Genomic DNA, 17,613 nt, shown 5'->3' with positions numbered 1-17,613 from the left:
ACCCCTGTGCTTTTTTATTACTCCCGGAGGCAGCACTACGCCATTTTTGCTGAGCCGTTAATTTTTTCCTGCGTTTCCCTTGGAGTTTAGCTGCAAAAATAACTTACTTTGGAACACAAAGTACTTTAAATGATAAGCAAGACTGACACCTACTTAAATGATCTGGCAGAAATTCCCACTATCCTGGAGCGCTGCAGCCGGTTTATTTCCCTCTCCGGGCTGGCGGGTGTAGTAACCGAGAGCCTGATAAGTCAGGCAAGATAAACGTGCTCTTCAGTTTGTGTATCCGTAATTTATTGCTCATTCACTTATACAAAACGACTTCTCTTTTTTTGCTAATTAACTTTGAAAAACAAAGTGCTTTATGAAAAACATCAAACTTTACTTCCAGTCAGCAGCAGCCTTAGCAGGAACCTGGCTGCTATACGAAGCTAACTGGGGACTGAATGCCTTCTTGCTGTCTCTTATTATACTGGGGCTGCTGGTGTGGAGCAAACGTATCGCTCCCCTGCCTGCACTGCTGTTTGGCTTTTCCGGGGTAGGGGTTGCCTTAAGTGCTTCCGCCCTTAGCCTGGTACTGTTCTGGTTGTTACTTTTCGTGCTGATAGGCAATAGCCAGAACAAGCTCTCCTGGCCAACGGCCATACCCGAAGGCATCAGCAGCTTAGTGAAAGGGGGCTGGCTTGCTATCCGCAGCCGAAAACATGGTCCCCTGCCTGGTTTTAGCATGAGCAAAAGCCTGCTGCTTAGCTTACCCCCCCTGGGCATTACCCTTATCTTCTATGCGCTCTATGCTAATGCCAGTCCTGTTTTTGCCAGTAAGGCATCTCTGGCACAGCTGCACCTGCCTGACTTTTCCTGGTTCCTGCTGTTTTTCTGCCTGCTGTGGGGCAGTTTTGCCCTGGCCTATGCCCATCCGCAAAGCAGGCTGGAGGCCTGGGATGCACGCCAGCCGGATGTGCTGCTGCGCCGCCGGAGAAAATCGCTGCTGAACCCTTTCTGGCTCAAGTACGAGTTTAAAACTGCCCTACTGGTGCTGGGACTCCTGAATGCCCTGCTCCTGCTCTTTCACAGCATTGATATTACTACCCTGCTGGAAGGCAAACCGGGTGGCGGAACCACCTATGCCGAATGGGTACACCAGGGCGTAGGTACACTTATTGTCTCCATTGTAATGGCCGTTGCCTTGCTGGTATATGTTTTCCGCGGTAATCTTAACTTCTTCCGCCAGAACCAGTCACTCCTGCTACTAGCCAAAGTGTGGATAGTTCAAAATGCTGTGCTTGCCTCCACTACCGCCCTGAAAAACAGCTGGTATATAGCTTCCTACGGTCTTACCTATAAACGTATCGGTGTTTGGGTATATCTGATTCTAGTGCTAATTGGGCTGATTTCCACCTGGATCAAAATAACTGAAAAACAAACGCTCTGGTGGATGTTTACACGCAATTTCAAGGCTACTATACTAGTTTTACTCTTGGTAACTGTACTTCCCTGGGCACGTATTATCACATGGTATAATCTCGAAAAAGCACAAATAACCGATAACAGCTACCTTCTGGCACTTTCCTTACATAACACAGATCAGCTGTTGCAACACAATGCAAAATTCTCTCACCAACAGCAATTAAATTTGCACTCCCGGCGTATTCGCCTGGTAGAATCTACCAAAACAGACAACTGGAAAAGCTGGACATTCCTGAATTACTATGCGAAACAGAATCTTGAAACAATTAAATAGACATATAAGCAAAGCTCTGTCAACCAGTCCCTGGCTGGCAGGGCCCTTTCTGGCTCTGGCTGCTTATTGCCCCCTCTTCATCTTTGCTCTTGCCGGCTCCTGGTTGCCACATTTACTGGTAATAAGCCTGCTATGGTGCGGATGGCTGCTGCTGAAACACAAAAGCTGGAAGGCTGGCTGGCTTGCTCTCTGGATTTTGCTTTGTATTCCGGTGCTTATCCCGCAGCACCACACCTCTACCCCTATGCAGGGCAACGGATCCACACTTAGACTGGCACAGGTGAATGTGCTTCAGGAAAACAGGAAGCATGAGCTGGTGGCCCAGCAAATAATGTCCCTGGATGCAGATGTTCTAGCCTTTCAGGAGGTAAATAAGGTATGGACAGATACACTGGCGGAGTTACTAAGCGAGGAGTATCCGTACTACAGCCTGGCACCGCACGAAAAACACTACGGCATGGCAATCTTCTCCAGGAAACCTTTAAAAGATGTACAGCTTAATGTTTGGGCTGGATACCCGGTGCTTAGCGCAAAGATCAGGCAGGGAGACCAGGAAACCCTTGTTTTAAGCGTACATACGCCCTCTCCAGTCACATTAAAACGCTTTAAGGCACGTAACGAAGAGCTCCACGAAATTGCAAAGTTCGTCAGAGAAGCTGATATGCCCACCCTTATTTTGGGCGACTTTAACATAGTTCCCTGGGATTCTGCCCTGAAGCCACTACTGCAGGCTGCCGGATTGAAAGACTGCCGATCACTACACTATACTGCTACCTGGCCTTCTCCCCTGGGCAGGTGGGGCATTCCCATTGATTATGTACTGCACAGCGCCCACTGGCAGCGCATTAGTCATGGCAGCGCACCCATCCCTGGCTCCGACCATAAAGCCATGGTGGCAACCCTTGCCCTGAAACCCGTTACCAACAAAGAGAACAACAGCATACTGCTGGGCGAAAACCTGGAAAAGCAGGCAGAGTAGCCTTCTCCTACTCCTCTATCCTGTAATGGTGGGGAAAGTACCGGATCATGGCTGCCAGGTGCTGTGCAACAATTGCAGGAGATACGCTGGTGGGCAAAAACCGGCCCAGGTACACCTGGTTTTGGGCACTGTGCCGCGGTATCACATCTTCTGCCTGGTTGATAATCTTATAAGGTGGCACCAGGCTTATAAAACCGGCCGCCAGCCAGGAAGGGATCAGCATGTGGGAGCCATGTACCCCTACCACGGCATGGCTACTGGCAAATTGCCGGCACCAGGCTAGTTCTGTTGCTTCTGTCATGGTTCCGGGCTGTACGCGCATATCGCTGAAATCTGCAGGAAACTGCCCACTATTGCCAAAACCAGCTATTGCAAAGCTAACGTTTTTAAGCTGCTGCCCGAGCAACCCTGCCACCTGCTGAAACAGCTGGTTCTGCCTGTGTACAAAATAAGCCTTTACTTTAGGGAGAAACTTAAACTTTACGGCCGCCAGGTACAGCTTTGCGTCGGCCTGGCTGGTGAGCCAGAAGCGGTCTTCCCTGCAGATGAATGTTATGTGCGCTGGCTTCTCCATAAAATGCTGCATGGCAAAGGGTGGCACCTTTATAAAGCGGGAGAAATCTGTTTTGCTGTAATCCAGGCTGGTAGCAGCAGGGCTCAGATAAACTTCGGAAAAGCGGCTAAGCTCCTGTTTTACAAAAGCATCAAAATTAGTAAGCACAGCCTTTAACGCCCGCAGCGGCGCCTGCACCGACCAGACCTCGGCCACACCCTCAGGCACAAGCCAGGCAAATATATGGGGTATAATCACAACCAGGCCCAAAGCAGGATCTTCTAAATACTGCCGGGCATTGAATAGCTTCACCAGCACATGGCCATAGCAATCGTCGAGGCAATTAAGTATTACCACCCGGCCTGCCTGCTTAAAAACCTGTTTTTCTATGGTAACTGTACTGCCCCTGCCCTGCACCACACTGTCGATCAGGGGCTTTGCAAGCCAGTCGGCAGCCTCAGGATGGTATTGGGCTTTTGAGCCATCGGCACAGAAAGAAACCGGGTAAAAAGAGGTGTAGCCTACGGGAAGGCTGTAGTAGTAATCTGCTCCGTCTTCCCGGTTCCGTTGCCTCACCAGGGTGTGGATGCCCAGAAAAAGCAATTCCTCCAGCCGGGGCTGCTGTAATGCTACAGCATGCCCCAGCGGAGGAATTTCAGGTTTCGGAAATATTTTGATCATGCAAATTGCTTATGCTTTCTGAAGAATTAGGGGCGGCATGCCGGAATCATGCAGAGCATCTTAGCCCCTGCCAAACATAAGCAAATATACTGTACAGTGCTTAACCCAGGCGATAGGTTACCAGCTTGTTGATGGCCTCACAAAAAAGCTGGGGCTTCATGGTGCGCCAGTTTTGTACATCCAGCTGGCCTCCCATGTTAATGTAGGCGTCTATGTTGTAGAGCTTCATTTCGTGCTGTACAAAGTCGCGAAAGCCTATGCCGGCAATCCAGCCATCTTCCACATCTTCAAACCACTCCTCATAGTAGCAATCGTCGGAGCCGTGAAAATTAAGCACATTTTCTCCGATGAGGATGAATTTGTTGATGCCAATTGGGGTAAAATGGTCAATTATATTGCGTTTGAGGTGCATGATGTCGTTGTTGATGGCATCATTCCATTCCCCAAGGAATTCCATTACTACAAAACCACGGTCATAATCGGCCCAGAGAATTTTAAAATAGAGCGTTTCGGAGCCCATAAAATCCCAGGCCGGATCTATGTAATAATTGTAGATGGCATCGGTATACAGCTCGTAATTGTACTCCTTCCCGAAGTACGGTGAGCGGGTATCTTCGGCTACGTTATAATATTTTAGCCAGTTATAAAAAGGTTCAATTTCGTGCATGTTGCTGACGGTAAAAATCGACGGCTTTGCGAACCGAACCCTGCTGCAGCAGCAGCTGCCGGGCTTCGGCTTCCTCGATAGTTAACTCGTCCATGATCATGCGGGTTCCACGTTCTACCAGCTTTTTATTGCTAAGCTGCATGTCTACCATCTTACTGCCTTTTACCCTGCCAAGGCGTATCATGGTGGAGGTGGTGATCATATTCAGCACCAGCTTCTGGGCGGTGCCAGCCTTCATACGGGTACTGCCTGTTACAAACTCCGGACCAACAACAGCTTCTATAGGATACTCACAGGCCGCTGCCACCGCCGAGCCGGGGTTGCACACCACACAACCTGTAAGCAGGCCTCGCTTGCGGGCTTCCTGCAGCCCCCCGATCACATAGGGCGTTCGGCCAGAGGCCGCAATGCCTACCACCGTATCAAGCTCATTGGGCAGGTAGGATGCCAAATCATGCCAGGCAGCTTCACGGTCATCTTCAGCAAACTCAACAGCATTGCGGATGGCACTATCGCCGCCGGCAATAAGGCCTACTACCCAGTCGTGGGGCACACCATAGGTAGGCGGACATTCAGAAGCATCTACAATGCCAAGCCTGCCACTGGTACCCGCGCCAATGTAAAACAGGCGTCCGCCCTGCTGCATGCGCGGCACCAACTGCTCAACCAGCGCCTCAATTTGCGGAATAGCCTTTTCTACGGCCAGTGGCACTGTTTTATCTTCCTTATTTATATTCTCCAGCAGCTCCCGCACACTCATCCGTTCGAGGTGGTTATAGTGTGAGCTTGATTCGGTGATGCTCATTGCAATCAATTAAAAATTAAAGATCAAAGTAAAAGGCAAGGTAGCTTGCCTCAACTTTTGAAATAATATTATACTCTCTCCTGTCATGGTGCTTAAGCAGATCTTAGTGCAGGGAATTTCTATGATAAAGTATTCCATTATGCTTAATTATTTCAATTTCCGCCCCTATTTTGAACGGCTCTGCATACCTGACAGGGTATTTAAGCATACCCTTCTTCTGTTGCTGATCTGAATCAACATATTCTACATAAGGGTATATTCCAGTCCAGTCTCCACCTAATTCAAAAGGTGCAGGTTGATAGTCAACAACAATGCCTTTGGTATAGAACCCTTCTGCCCTGATGGTACCGGTCTTACTTTTAACATACCGCCAGAACCAAAAAACAACTCCGGATAAAAACGCAGTTAATAAAATACCCAAACCTACCTCCTTTTAAGAAGCACCACAAAACCAGACATGCCGAATATGATCAGCAATCTTTCAAAGGCTACATGACTTCAAAAGAAAATCCTCCCAGGTTTTAGCCCAAAGAGGATATAAATATACATTTATTCATTGTCTGGCCAGTTGAAGCAAAGGCAATTTAAAACATGCTATACAGGCTAAGCTTGTCGTTGCTTACAACTCTGCCTTACGCAAACCAGTAGCCGGGGGTCCGGAAAGCTGCTCGCCGGTTGCTTTGTAACGGCCACCATGGCAGGGGCAATCCCAGGTTTTTTCCATTTTATTCCACTGCACTACACAGCCCATGTGCACACAGGTAGGGCTCATTACGTGCAAACCACCCTGATCGTCGCGGAATACCGCATACTGCTGAATGCCCTGCCGCAAAATCTTTCCTTCGCCATTAGGTATTTCTTTCACATCAGAAGCATCGGAGCTAAAGCGCTCTACGATAAACTCCTTTGCTACATTCAGGTTTTCCTTCAGAAATTCGCCTGCTTCTGCTTTCACATTAAGGCGTGCCGGGCTGAACAGTTCTGCAAACTTATTCTCTTTGCCCAGAATAATATCTGACAGCAGGTAGCCGGCAAAAGAACCCCAGAGGGTACCATCTCCGGAATAACCAGTACCATAGTATACCCTTTTGTGGGTAAGGCTTTTACCAATGAATGGCAGGTTGTCTGCAGGTTCAAATACCTGCGCCGACCAGCTGGCCAGGTATTCGGCTATGCCAAAACGTTCTTCTGCCCAGGCTTTAATGTTTTGCAGGTGCTGGTTCTCATCTCCGGTCTGGCCGGTTTTATGGTCGGCACCGCCAATGATCACCACATCATCCTCCTCTTTACGCACATAGTTGTAGGGCTCGCGCATATCGTAGATCAGGCTATCGGGCACCGGCTGGCGGGTGCGCACAGCAATGGCATAGGAACGGTAAGGTGCCATACGGGTATGTACCGAATGCATAAAAATAGGACTATGCGTTGCCAGTACCAGGTGCTGCGCCCGCACAGTGGCACCAGTAGAAAGCGTAACCTCTACATATCCGTCTTTTTCATTATGCTCTTCAACACGTGTTTGCTCATAGATCTGCACACCCGCTTCCCGCAGGGTTTCTGCCAGTCCGTACAAAAACTTCAGGGGATGAAAGCGAGCGTTACGGTTAAAGCGCACCACCATCCCGGTTGGAAAATTAAGCCCTTCTATTTCCTCCACTTCTTCAACATCCAGGCCAGCTTCTTTTGCGGCTTTGAGCTCCTTTTGCAGCTCCAGGATCTGGTCGGTGGTTTCGGCATAGATATAGGCAGGCAGCTTTTTATAGTTAGCATCCAGGTTATGCGCCTTGTCTACCTGCCCTACCAGCTCAATTCCTAAAACTGCAGCTTCTGCCACAAGTTTGGCCGTGTCCTTACCAAAGTTCTGCGCTACAATGTGATAGTCACAATCTACTGAAGAGTTAAGGTGAGCGGTGGTATTGCCGCTTACACCACTGCCAATGGTACGTGCTTCCACGATCACTGCTTTCTTTCCTGCCTGCATCAGGTTCCAGGCCGTCATCAGCCCCGTAAGGCCTCCGCCCACAATCAGTACTTCCGCCTCAAGGTCTTTATCCAGGGGGGCATAGACTTCTTTTTTGGCTGTCCGTTCCCAATAAGATGTTGTCATAGGTTTTATAGCTTTGGTTATAAGGGTAACTTTGAATGGCAACTGATGTTTTGTTTAATATATAGTGTATAAATATTCACATCATTTTAAATGTGAACACTCTTGTCATCTTCCACATCAGTACCATTATCGTTCCCCGGCAACAGTTTTAAATTCGCGTACTAAAAAATTAGTACATTAACCAATTAGCAGCTTAAATTTGGGAATGAGCAACCCAAATACCTCCGGCTGGCGTACCGCCACACAGTGCGTACACAGTGGAACCCAACTTGATGAAAATGTAAAGGGTGTTAATACCCCCATCCATACCTCCTCTGCTTTTGGCTATGGAGACCCTGCCGATAACAAATACCCGCGCTACTACAATACTCCTAACCAAAAGGCGGTTGTAGACAAGCTGTGTGCCCTGGAACATGCCGAAGAAGGCATGCTTTTCAGTTCTGGCATGGCCGCCATCAGCGCAATGGTGCTGGGCCTGCTGCAGAGTGGCGATCACCTGGTAATCCCTAAAGAAATATATGGAGGCAGCTACAGCTTTTTCCGTACCGAACTGCCGCGTTTTGGGATTGGCTTTACCCTGATTAACGATACCACCCCTGAAGCCTATGCCGCCGCCATTACTCCGGCTACCAAAGCCCTGTACATGGAGACGCCCAGCAACCCGCTGCTGAAGCTGACTGATGTTGCGGCCATAGCAAAGCTGGCAAAAGAGCGCGGACTGCTAAGCTTTATAGACAATACCTTTGCCTCGCCCATTAACCAGCTGCCCCTGCAAATGGGCGTAGATGTGGTAATGCACAGCGGTACCAAATATTTTGGCGGCCACAGCGACCTTTGCTTTGGCGTGCTGCTGGGCAGGCGCGAACCCATGCAAAAACTACGCACCCATGCGGTGAACACAGGCGGAAGTCTTAATGCCCAAACCTGCGCCCTGATAGAGCGCAGCCTGAAAACCCTGGAGATACGCGTAGAACGCCAGACCCTGAATGCCCAGCGTATTGCTGAGTTCCTGGAACAGCACCCTAATGTGTTAAAAGTAAACTATCCCGGCCTGCCTGCTCACCCACAACACGAGCTGGCCAGAAAGCAAATGAAGGGCTTTGGCGCCATGCTTTCTTTTGAAGTAGCTGGTGGTGGTACCGCTGCCGATGCACTCACAGACCGCCTGCAAATAATTATGCCGGCCCTGAGCCTGGGTGGTGTGGAAAGCCTGATCTGCTCACCCAGAAAAACATCTCACTTAAAAATGAGTGCCGCAGAGCGGGAGGAGGCAGGTATTTCCGATGGTCTGCTGCGCCTTTCTGTTGGCATTGAAGCTGCAGAAGATCTGATTGCAGATCTGGACAGTGCACTGCGGGCTAAGTAACAGAGCATGATGCAGGAGTCTGGATTGAAGGCTTTGAACGCTAAACTGTAAAGCGACTGGCAGTGCAGTGAGCAGTTGGGCATAGGAAAGCAGCAACAGAAATGTAAACAGCGCTGAAATGGTTGTGGCATCAGCCCTGCTACTTTTGCTGATAGTTTTTTCATATAGGCTGCTCCGGGCTAGCTAAATCCAGATTCCTGTCTCCATCATCAATCAAGAACTTAACATGCAATTAAACAGGGTAGTCATTACGGGACTGGGTGCGCTAACACCGGTTGGCAACTCTGTTCTCTCTTTCTGGAATGGTTTACTGGAGGCTCGCAGCGGGGCAGGCCCGATCAGCCGCTTTAGTACCAGCGGCTACCGAAGCCGCATAGCCTGTGAGCTAAAGGATTTCAGGGCCCGGGACTACCTGGATCACAAAACCCTGCGGCAAACCGACCGCTTTACCCAGTACGCTCTTGTTGCCGCCGAAGAAGCAGTACAGGATGCCGCTTTAGCACTGCCCGCTGTGCGTCCCGAACGCATGGGCGTGGTATGGGCATCGGGCAATGGAGGGGTAGAGAGCTTTGAGCAGGAGGTGCTTGCAAATGCCGCCAGCCCCCGACAGCCCCGCTACAGCCCCTATATGATCCCTAAAACACTCCTGGATACACCCAGCGGCATGCTGGCTTTAAGGTTTGGTTTCAGAGGAGTAAACTTTGGCACCGTATCGGCCTGCGCTTCTGCCACCACTGCCATCATAGAAGCCTTTAACTACCTGCGGCTGGGCAAGGCCGATGCCATCCTCTGCGGTGGCTCCGAAGCCCCTATCACCCCGGCCTGGGTAGGAGGTTTCGATGCCATGAAAGCTCTATCCGTTCGTAATGAGGATCCGGCCACAGCCTCACGCCCTTTTGATGCCTGTAGGGATGGATTTGTAGTGGGTGAAGGCGCCGGAGCCCTGGTACTGGAGCGGCTGGAGCATGCACAGGAACGCGGTGCCCGTATTTATGCAGAAGTGGCAGGCGGTGGTATGAGTGCCGATGCCTGGCACCCTACTGCCCCGGAACCAGAAGGAAGCGGCGCCTTACTTAGCATGCAGATGGCACTGCAGGAAGCCGGTGTTTCCCCTGATCAGCTCGGCTATATAAATGCACATGCCACCTCTACCCAGGCAGGCGACCTGGCCGAAGCAAAAGCAATAGCCCTTTTACTGGGCAACCGGCTGGCATCAGTTGCAGTAAGCAGCACCAAAGGCCAAACAGGCCACCTGCTGGGAGCAGCAGGGGCTGTAGAAGCCATTGCCACTGCCCTGGCACTCTATCATCATACACTTCCCCCCACTGCCAGCCTGCAGGCCCCGGACCCCGCACTGCCCACCCAACTGCAACACATCTGCAGGCAGCCATTACATAAAGAAATCAAGTTTGCACTTAGCAACAGCTTTGGCTTTGGCGGCCACAATGCAAGCCTGTTACTCTCCAGCCTGTAGACCTGTTTCCCAAAGCACAGCCCACGGCTCCTGGAACAGTATTTTTTATTACGCAGAAATAAGATGATAATCAGCGCGTTTCTATGCTGGAGAAATCAGGAGGCACAGGGCTAACACTATCCAGCAGATATTTATGTAAACACACTAAATATCATACATGTGGAAGGTGTTGCGCTTCCATAAATAGGATTATTTACTTAATTGCGGACCTGGGCAACTTCTTCTGCTGACTTCTTTTTTGCCTGATACATGAATAACCAACACCTGATTAACAGATTACTACTGGTTGCTGCATCTGCAGCAGGGCTGCAGGCTGTGTGGGACTTTTACCAAAGTTCTGTTGCTATTGCCCTGCTCGATCTGGTAATCCTGCTGTGGTTATCTGGCCTTATGGTTCTTAACCAGCTGAGCAGGCGGTCTTTTGTTCCCTACTGTATACTTGCATCCCTTAGCATTATTTTGTTAGTAACAGGCTCTATTATTCCAAAAGAGAATGGACTGCACCTGCTGTTCCTGCCACTTTTGTGTTCCGTATTTATATGTTTCAGCTATAAGCAGCATTTGGGGAAAATTCTGGGGGGCGGTTTTATATTAAGCTGTTACCTGCTGCTGGAGGTCACAGATTTCAGGCTATTTGGTAACCTGCCTTTACTGGAAGAGCCCGATAATATATCCTTCACGGTTAATTTTATAGCATCGGGGGTCGCCCTCTTCCTGATATTCAGTTTTATTACCCACGCAAACTATAAAGCCGAAAAACACCTGCAGGAAATGGCAGATGAGGCACAACAAAGAAGCGAAGAGCTTAGCAAGGTAAATGAAGAACTGGACCGCTTTGTATACAGCACCTCTCATGACCTAAGGGCGCCCCTGCTCTCAGTTTTAGGACTGATACAGCTGATGGAAAAAAAGCCTGCTGATGAAACGATGCAATCGTACATGAAAATGATGCGTAAGCGCATCAGCAACCTGGAGGCCTTTATTAACGATATTACCGCTTATGCCCGCAATGCTCGCCTGCCCCTGCAGGCCGAGCCGGTTGTACTGCAGGAGTTAATTGAGGAGGTATTCAATAACCATCGCTTTTTGTACGAAGAGCAGCCTATTGAGCTCATGAAAGCTGTTCATTTCCAGGAAGTGCTGCTGCTTGACCGCCAGCGCCTGAACACTGTACTAAACAACCTGGTTGCAAACGCAATAAAGTACCACCGGCTGCAATACCCGGAAGCCCGGGTTACTGTTGATGCAAGCTTAGAGGGTGATGAGCTGCACCTCCTGGTGGCAGACAACGGACCAGGGATTCCCCCTAACGTGCAGGCCCGCATGTTCGAAATGTTCTACCGTGGTAATGAACGCTCCGGCGGATCTGGGCTGGGCCTTTACATAGTTAAAGAATCTATAGAAAAACTTGGCGGCCGCATCAGGGCAGAGTCGGTCTATGGCGAAGGCAGCAGCTTTCATTTGTGGGTGCCGGTAAAAAGGGCAGCACAGGAACCCCTGCAGGATTTGTCCCTTTCAGGCGCTATATAAACCTGGTCTGCAGCCCTTAAAACAAGGAAACCTGCTCTACACTGAGCAGGTTAATATCATCGAAGCTTAACTCTATCATTCAGCCATCAGCTATCCCAAAGGCTTTTTGAATCAGTTAAGGCTAGCGGTAACGGCAGTTAACTCCTGCCACTTTGCCTCTCTGGCAAAGTAAATAGTGCCCAGGAGTGTCTTAATCACAAGAAAATCCTTATTAAGAGATACAATCTGGTATTGAAGCTTATTATTCAGCACCAGGTAAGTCTGGCTATCACCTTCCCGATCAGTAACGGTTTTAAGCCCCCAGGTTCTGTTGGATACACCAGCGGTACTATAGCCATCACGGGTATGTTCCAGGATTACCTTTCCATCTTTTGAAAAATGAAACTCCTGGTAATTTGCAGGGCAGCTTATTTTAACCTTTCCATGTACCAGGGTCTTATATGATTTCCAACTACCTTCCAGACGTTCCTCTAAAATCATATTATGAAAAATTGATCTATAGGAATACAAACCAATTTCGTGAATGGTTTCCGCAGCTCCCTTTATTCAGGCAGGAAGCTGATTTTTAATTATATTTTAATGTAGAAGCAACGCTTTAAAGCCCGGCACCTATCTACATTTTAATGAGGGAGATATACCAGAGTGGAGCCATTTTGCAACAGAAAAAAAGAAAAAACAAAAAGCTTGTACTAACTCCTTTATCCTGCCACATTGCTCCACCTCTGCCCGGCAAGGCACGGCTTATGATTATACTTTAGAGCCGAAAGCAGAAGCTTTATTTAGCCTTACAGCGGAAGAGGGTATGACTGATCCCAATGCCATCAATATCCTCATCTATATAAAGGCCTGCCTCGTGAATGCACCTGATCATATTTTTAGAATGGTACATCTGGCTGTTGCCATTGGCAATGTTGGTAAAGTAGAGAGAGATCTGCTGCAATGAGAAAGCGGCAGCCTCAAAGCGCTGGCGGTCCCAGTAGGTTTCCAGAATATAAACAGCCCCTTCCCTGCTCAGTGCCTTTTTAGCCCTCGACAGAATAGATACAATTTCGGTTTCGGAGAAGCAGTCCAGGAACTGGCTCATCCATACAGCATCTGCACCAGCAGGAAATTCGTGTGTTTCATCGAGCAGGTTGATGGGATAACCGCTGATCCGATCTGCAAAGCCTGCTTCTTTGATATTGTTGGCAGCCATGTTCCACTGGCCCGGCAGGTCAAGAATACACAGCTTAACTTCCGGATCATACTGTGCACAGCGTATGGAAAATTTGCCGGTATTGCCACCAACATCAAAGAGCGTAGCCGGTTTATGTTTAAACAAGAGCGGAAGTGCTTCTGGAAAGGCTATATCAGAATAGTAGTGATCAAAGGCAAACCAGCTTTTCTGTACTTTTTCCGGCAAATAAGCCAGGGCCTCATACACTGTTTTCCACTGATCCCCAAATACTTTCAGGCCTTCCGGTTTTCCCTTTGTAACAGATTCTTTAAGATGGAAAAGACCCAGGTAGCAGACATCCTGCATAAAGTCCATGTTAGCAATCGTCATCCTGTCATGGAGTATAAAGAAAGCTGTTTTGGTAGCGGTATAGCGCCCGTCATTTAAGCACAGTAAGCCCAGGCCAAGGGCGGCCTCCATCAGCACCCTTACGCCATAAACGGAGAGGCCAAGTGCAGATGCCACCTCATCTTCTGTGTGCCCCACCTTACCCCCCTTCTCTATAAAAGCAAGGATTCCCAGGTCTCTTAAGCACAGTGCAGCCTGAAAGGCAACAGGGCCGAACGCTATTTTCTGTGCTTCATGTCTTGCCTCTACGGCATGCTTGTTATCTGACTGAAAATTCATAAGGACTTCCCGATCGGCCGGTTATGAAGTTAAAAGAGATGTACCAATGTATGATGCCGGTCCGCTGTTCTGCATGCTTCAGCAGTATAGCAATCAATAATTAATCAGGCACTCAAGCCTGGAAATGAAGATCATACACCCAATAGCAGTGGCATAAGCTCACAGCATATTTTACAATCTTAACTATTTGGCGAAATCTAAAATATGATAAAGTTCATGTTTTAGGGGCTGGCTATATCCTGCCTGCGATCAGCACCGAAAGCAGCAGTTGCAGCAACTGCTAAACCACCCCAACAAACTAATAACCACCAGCCAAACACTATTTAACATTCAACACTGGAGCATGCGTAGGAGCCATAAAAATCCTTAACTTTTAACAGTTAGCAGCAGCCGGCATCGGCGGCTTTTATAAGCGGCTTTAAGGATAAGGAATTTTGTTAGTTTTTTTTTAAACAGCAGGCAACCAATCGGCCACAGCCTGCGTGCTGACCTTGAAAATGTTAATGTGGATCCAGGAATTAGCATAAGCCTTCAAAACCTGCTGAAAGGTTGCCAGGAAAATGACCGGCAGAGCCAGAGAATGCTCTACCAGCATTTTTACGGCTATGCTATGAACATCTGTTTGCGCTATACGGCAAACCGTACAGAAGCCACAGAAGTACTGAACGAGGGTTTTCTCAAGGTTTTTACAAAAATAGAAATGTACAACCAGGAGAAATCACTCAAAGGCTGGATACGCCGGATTATGATTAATTCTGCTATTGATTATTACCGGCAAAACAGCAGGCACACAAACAACAACTCTGATATTGAAAACGCGATGAAGGTCTCTGAACAGGAAACTGTTAGCAGTAAGCTCTCTTACGATGAAATCTTAACAGAAATACAAGCTTTAAGTCCGGCTTACCGCACGGTTTTTAACCTGTATGTAATTGACGGATTTACACATGAAGAAATTGCCGGCCAGCTGGGCATATCGGTGGGAACCTCAAAATCTAATCTTTTCAAGGCAAAGGCACTTTTGCAGAAGAGGTTAACTAAAATTTACGATCATGAGCAAGCACCAGGAGTGGCAAAACGGTAATTTCGAGGAGTATATCCGGCAGAAATCGCAGGAGGGCCAGTTACCTGACTTCGATCAGGCTGCCTGGGCATCGATGGAGAAAATGCTGGATACGCATATGCCGGTTGAAAAGGGACCCTCAAGGGGAGGTGGCTTTTCCGCCAGGGGTGGCCGTAGTGCAGGTCTGATGGCGGCCCTGCTCATCAGTGCTGTGCTGGGCTGGTACCTGTTTAGCAGCTACACCAAGAAAGAGCAGCTGCAGCCACAAAGGCAACAGCAAGTGCAGCTTAAAGGGCCTGGTACCAGCACTGCAGCAGCAACATCAAGAGCAGAAGAGGAAGGCACCGAAGCTGGAGCAATACAGCTAACAGACACCAACGATCCAGAAGGTGTAGCAGTGAAACCTGCTTCTCCGCTTATTGCTGATCAAAACAAAGGAGCTGCTGGTGGTGCTGAAGAAGATGTCAAAGCGACTGAAAGTTCTACCTCAGAACTGGGTAGTGGAGCCGGGAACAGCAGCAGGATACAGGCCAGCAGAACGGCTGAAACTGCGCGCCTGGCACTGCCAGAAGCCGCGACAGCGCATGGAGCAGCACAAACTGCTGCAGTAAACAGCAAAGGTAATACCCCTGCTATGGAGCATTCCAGCAGTTCGGTACAGGTAGCGGCTGCAGCAGTACCGGAAACAAATGAAGGGCAGCAAAGCGCTGCAGATCATGCGCAAAAGCCTGCCGCCGCACAGAAGGCTGTTGAACATACAGCAAATGCAGGTGTGCAGCAGCCTGAAAAGCAGCAAGCAGCACTGAATAGGCTGCCTCAAATTTCAGCACAAAGCTGGATGCCCATGAGCCTGGATACAGCAGCTAAAACACCTGCCCTGCCTTTACTTGCTGCAGAACCTAAGGCGGGGGCAGATACCGGGGCTGTTGTAAAGAAGCTGCGCAGCACTTTGCCGCTAAGTGTAAGTTTAACCCTAGCCCCTGATTTTACAGGAACAGGGCAGGCAGGCAGCGTGAAATGGGGTGCTGGTGCAGGAGTTCACCTGGAGTACTTCTTCCTGAAAAGGGTATCGCTGCTTAGCGGGGCATTTTACAGCAAAAAGAATTACATGGCCGGGGGTGATTTTTCTCCCTACGGCGAATCGTGGCAACATGGTTACGCACCCGATTATGTAGATGCAAGTTGTGGCGTGATTGACATTCCACTGAACCTGCGCTACTACCTCTACCAAAAGAACAGGCACCGCTTCTTTGTGAGCACGGGAGCATCGAGCTACCTGATGCAGCGCGAAGAGTACTATATGGTGTATGACAGTTATTATTACGATGACTACACCTACGAAGTACGCAACGAACACAGGCATTTTATGGCGGCCTGGAACCTATCATTAGGCTATGAACGTGCCATTTCGGAACGCTGGTCTTTGCAGGCCGAGCCATTTTTGAAAGTACCGATAAAGGGCGTAGGAGCAGGAACTGCAAAATTAAATTCCATGGGCTTTTTCATCCACCTGAAATACAACTTCATGAGGCGCACAAATGACTAGCCTGTAACATTAGAATCCAGGAAAGTATAAACGTACAGTGGCCGGACTGGCCGCCAAACTGCTTAATTTTTATCAATCTAAATTTTCTGCTATGAAAAGCTTTTTCACTTTTTTTAGCCCGGGAGCTATTGTGCTTTTTTTATTGGGCTGCTCCGGCGATCCCGAGCCGGAGCCCTGCCAGACACCTCCTGCAATAGTTAATGTTGCCATTGTAAATGCCAGCTGCGGGAACGATAATGGCAGCCTACAGGTACAGGCAAGCGGCGGTAGTGGTGCGCTTTCCTACAGCCTCAACAATGGTAGCTTTCAGCAAAGCAGCCAGTTCAGCAACCTGGCAGCAGGAACCTATACCCTAAAGGTTAGAGACGAGCAGGGCTGTACCACGGAACAGCAATCTGCCATTGCCGAAAGCAGCAGCCTGCTTGCCTCTATTCAGTCGAGCACAAATGCCGGCTGCGGTACCAGCAATGGCGGGGTTGCAATTAGCGGCACAGGTGGCCAGGGAAGCTATACCTACAGCCTGGATGGCTCCGTTTTTCAGGAGAGTGCCAGCTTCTCTAACCTGGCTGCCGGCCAGCACACCGCCTATGTAAAAGATGCAGCCGGCTGCGTAAGCAGCACCGATTTTAGCCTGCTGCGCGGCACCAGTTTCGATGGAACAGTAAAATCCATCATCGAAGCCAATTGTGCTGTTGCAGGTTGCCATGTATCCGGTACAGGCCGGGCTAACTTTACCCAGTTTAGCCAGATACAAAACAATGCTGCAGCCATAAAAGAAAAGACCCACAGCAAAATTATGCCCCCGCCGGCATCGGGCAAATCACTTTCAGCAGCAGAAATTGCTGCCATTGCCTGCTGGGTAGATGATGGAGCACTTCAAAACTAAACCATATGGCCAATTTACCCACAGCGGCAGCCCTGGTTTTAATGATTTTAACCAGCGCCTGCGAATACCAGAACGAGGAGAGCCTCTTTGGAGCAGACAGTGATTGTGCCGAGCCTGTTGTTTTTACCACTCACATTGAGCCCCTGGTACAGGCAAACTGTGCCATAAGCGGCTGCCATGCAGCTGGTGGAACACAGCCAACACTTACCTCCTATGAGCAGATAAAAGCCAGGGCTGGTGATATACATCATATGACGCAAAGCCTGCAGATGCCACCCCCTTCGTCCGGAAAAAGCCTAAGCGCTGAAGAAATACAGCTGATAAGCTGCTGGATAGCGCAGGGAGCAGTAAAAGAGTAAACCTTTAAATATC

At 49.1% G+C, this 17,613-nt stretch carries 17 protein-coding genes; 10 read left to right on the top strand and 7 right to left on the bottom strand.

Features of this window, described 5'->3' with window-relative positions; genetic code table 11:
• Nucleotides 1–129 precede the first annotated feature (129 nt).
• From KWJ01_RS27990 to KWJ01_RS11775, 3 genes are all read left to right on the top strand, one after another.
• Nucleotides 130–264, top strand: coding sequence for a hypothetical protein (locus KWJ01_RS27990; RefSeq protein ID WP_255651071.1), 135 nt, complete (start codon nt 130–132; stop codon nt 262–264).
• Nucleotides 265–364: 100 nt separating this feature from the next.
• Nucleotides 365–1,741, top strand: a complete 1,377-nt coding sequence (locus KWJ01_RS11780) for a DUF4173 domain-containing protein (RefSeq protein ID WP_224996645.1) — start codon at nt 365–367, stop codon at nt 1,739–1,741.
• Nucleotides 1,725–2,720: an endonuclease/exonuclease/phosphatase family protein gene (locus tag KWJ01_RS11775; protein ID WP_224996644.1), complete on the top strand. Its 996-nt coding sequence runs from the start codon at nt 1,725–1,727 to the stop codon at nt 2,718–2,720. Before KWJ01_RS11780 ends, KWJ01_RS11775 begins: the two co-directional genes overlap by 17 nt.
• Before the next feature lie 7 nt (nt 2,721–2,727).
• On the opposite strand, the gene KWJ01_RS11770 is transcribed toward KWJ01_RS11775, so the two are convergent.
• The 5 genes from KWJ01_RS11770 to KWJ01_RS11750 all read right to left on the bottom strand — a co-directional run bounded on the left by KWJ01_RS11770 (nt 2,728) and on the right by KWJ01_RS11750 (nt 7,533).
• On the bottom strand, nt 2,728–3,954 hold the full coding sequence (locus KWJ01_RS11770; protein WP_224996643.1) for a hypothetical protein: 1,227 nt from the start codon (nt 3,952–3,954) through the stop codon (nt 2,728–2,730).
• Between the two features lie 100 nt (nt 3,955–4,054).
• Nucleotides 4,055–4,621, bottom strand: a complete 567-nt coding sequence (locus KWJ01_RS11765) for a hypothetical protein (RefSeq protein ID WP_224996642.1) — start codon at nt 4,619–4,621, stop codon at nt 4,055–4,057.
• Nucleotides 4,608–5,426 (bottom strand): N-acetylmuramic acid 6-phosphate etherase, encoded by an 819-nt coding sequence (gene murQ, locus KWJ01_RS11760; protein ID WP_224996641.1) that lies wholly within the window; start codon nt 5,424–5,426, stop codon nt 4,608–4,610. Before murQ ends, KWJ01_RS11765 begins: the two co-directional genes overlap by 14 nt.
• Nucleotides 5,427–5,529: 103 nt before the next feature.
• Nucleotides 5,530–5,847: a hypothetical protein gene (locus KWJ01_RS11755; protein WP_224996640.1), complete on the bottom strand. Its 318-nt coding sequence runs from the start codon at nt 5,845–5,847 to the stop codon at nt 5,530–5,532.
• Between the two features lie 198 nt (nt 5,848–6,045).
• The gene (locus KWJ01_RS11750) at nt 6,046–7,533 is read right to left on the bottom strand and encodes an FAD-dependent oxidoreductase (protein ID WP_224996639.1); all 1,488 of its coding nucleotides are present in this window, start codon (nt 7,531–7,533) and stop codon (nt 6,046–6,048) included.
• Nucleotides 7,534–7,738: 205 nt separating this feature from the next.
• Here KWJ01_RS11750 and KWJ01_RS11745 point away from each other — a divergent pair, with 205 nt between their 5' ends.
• The 3 genes from KWJ01_RS11745 to KWJ01_RS11735 all read left to right on the top strand — a co-directional run bounded on the left by KWJ01_RS11745 (nt 7,739) and on the right by KWJ01_RS11735 (nt 11,903).
• A complete protein-coding gene (locus tag KWJ01_RS11745) occupies nt 7,739–8,899 on the top strand; it encodes a PLP-dependent aspartate aminotransferase family protein (protein WP_224996638.1) in 1,161 nt (386 codons plus the stop codon).
• A gap of 226 nt (nt 8,900–9,125) precedes the next feature.
• Nucleotides 9,126–10,373, top strand: coding sequence for a beta-ketoacyl-ACP synthase II (gene fabF, locus KWJ01_RS11740; RefSeq protein ID WP_224996637.1), 1,248 nt, complete (start codon nt 9,126–9,128; stop codon nt 10,371–10,373).
• A gap of 249 nt (nt 10,374–10,622) precedes the next feature.
• Nucleotides 10,623–11,903, top strand: coding sequence for an ATP-binding protein (locus KWJ01_RS11735; RefSeq protein ID WP_224996636.1), 1,281 nt, complete (start codon nt 10,623–10,625; stop codon nt 11,901–11,903).
• Between the two features lie 111 nt (nt 11,904–12,014).
• Here KWJ01_RS11735 and KWJ01_RS11730 read toward each other — a convergent pair whose 3' ends face one another.
• On the bottom strand, nt 12,015–12,383 hold the full coding sequence (locus tag KWJ01_RS11730; protein WP_224996635.1) for a hypothetical protein: 369 nt from the start codon (nt 12,381–12,383) through the stop codon (nt 12,015–12,017).
• A gap of 295 nt (nt 12,384–12,678) precedes the next feature.
• A complete protein-coding gene (locus KWJ01_RS11725) occupies nt 12,679–13,746 on the bottom strand; it encodes a methyltransferase (RefSeq protein ID WP_224996634.1) in 1,068 nt (355 codons plus the stop codon).
• A gap of 505 nt (nt 13,747–14,251) precedes the next feature.
• Here KWJ01_RS11725 and KWJ01_RS11720 point away from each other — a divergent pair.
• The 4 genes from KWJ01_RS11720 to KWJ01_RS11705 all read left to right on the top strand — a co-directional run bounded on the left by KWJ01_RS11720 (nt 14,252) and on the right by KWJ01_RS11705 (nt 17,600).
• Complete coding sequence (locus KWJ01_RS11720; RefSeq protein ID WP_224996633.1) at nt 14,252–14,830, top strand: sigma-70 family RNA polymerase sigma factor; 579 nt, start codon at nt 14,252–14,254, stop codon at nt 14,828–14,830.
• Nucleotides 14,799–16,355 carry an outer membrane beta-barrel protein gene (locus tag KWJ01_RS11715; RefSeq protein ID WP_224996632.1) on the top strand — a complete coding sequence of 519 codons (1,557 nt, stop codon included), beginning with the start codon at nt 14,799–14,801 and terminating at the stop codon, nt 16,353–16,355. Before KWJ01_RS11720 ends, KWJ01_RS11715 begins: the two co-directional genes overlap by 32 nt.
• 91 nt (nt 16,356–16,446) lie before the next feature.
• Nucleotides 16,447–17,241 (top strand): SprB repeat-containing protein, encoded by a 795-nt coding sequence (locus KWJ01_RS11710; protein WP_224996631.1) that lies wholly within the window; start codon nt 16,447–16,449, stop codon nt 17,239–17,241.
• Nucleotides 17,242–17,246: 5 nt separating this feature from the next.
• Nucleotides 17,247–17,600: a hypothetical protein gene (locus tag KWJ01_RS11705; RefSeq protein ID WP_224996630.1), complete on the top strand. Its 354-nt coding sequence runs from the start codon at nt 17,247–17,249 to the stop codon at nt 17,598–17,600.
• The last annotated feature ends 13 nt before the right edge of the window (nt 17,601–17,613 follow it).

The organism is Cesiribacter sp. SM1 (assembly GCF_020178975.1).
In the GTDB taxonomy this organism is placed as follows: domain Bacteria; phylum Bacteroidota; class Bacteroidia; order Cytophagales; family Cyclobacteriaceae; genus Cesiribacter.
The sequence above is the reverse complement of the archived record's forward strand: the minus strand, read 5'-3'. Positions and strand labels throughout refer to the sequence as shown.

What these genes read in the sequence shown, in the direction of transcription:
- KWJ01_RS27990 (WP_255651071.1), top strand. Translation starts at nt 130, where the DNA reads ATGATAAGCAAGACTGACACCTACTTAAATGATCTGGCAGAAATTCCC.
- KWJ01_RS11780 (WP_224996645.1), top strand. Translation starts at nt 365, where the DNA reads ATGAAAAACATCAAACTTTACTTCCAGTCAGCAGCAGCCTTAGCAGGA.
- KWJ01_RS11770 (WP_224996643.1), bottom strand. Translation starts at nt 3,954, where the DNA reads ATGATCAAAATATTTCCGAAACCTGAAATTCCTCCGCTGGGGCATGCT.
- KWJ01_RS11765 (WP_224996642.1), bottom strand. Translation starts at nt 4,621, where the DNA reads ATGCACGAAATTGAACCTTTTTATAACTGGCTAAAATATTATAACGTA.
- murQ (WP_224996641.1), bottom strand. Translation starts at nt 5,426, where the DNA reads ATGAGCATCACCGAATCAAGCTCACACTATAACCACCTCGAACGGATG.
- KWJ01_RS11750 (WP_224996639.1), bottom strand. Translation starts at nt 7,533, where the DNA reads ATGACAACATCTTATTGGGAACGGACAGCCAAAAAAGAAGTCTATGCC.
- KWJ01_RS11745 (WP_224996638.1), top strand. Translation starts at nt 7,739, where the DNA reads ATGAGCAACCCAAATACCTCCGGCTGGCGTACCGCCACACAGTGCGTA.
- fabF (WP_224996637.1), top strand. Translation starts at nt 9,126, where the DNA reads ATGCAATTAAACAGGGTAGTCATTACGGGACTGGGTGCGCTAACACCG.
- KWJ01_RS11735 (WP_224996636.1), top strand. Translation starts at nt 10,623, where the DNA reads ATGAATAACCAACACCTGATTAACAGATTACTACTGGTTGCTGCATCT.
- KWJ01_RS11730 (WP_224996635.1), bottom strand. Translation starts at nt 12,383, where the DNA reads ATGATTTTAGAGGAACGTCTGGAAGGTAGTTGGAAATCATATAAGACC.
- KWJ01_RS11725 (WP_224996634.1), bottom strand. Translation starts at nt 13,746, where the DNA reads ATGAATTTTCAGTCAGATAACAAGCATGCCGTAGAGGCAAGACATGAA.
- KWJ01_RS11715 (WP_224996632.1), top strand. Translation starts at nt 14,799, where the DNA reads ATGAGCAAGCACCAGGAGTGGCAAAACGGTAATTTCGAGGAGTATATC.
- KWJ01_RS11710 (WP_224996631.1), top strand. Translation starts at nt 16,447, where the DNA reads ATGAAAAGCTTTTTCACTTTTTTTAGCCCGGGAGCTATTGTGCTTTTT.
- KWJ01_RS11705 (WP_224996630.1), top strand. Translation starts at nt 17,247, where the DNA reads ATGGCCAATTTACCCACAGCGGCAGCCCTGGTTTTAATGATTTTAACC.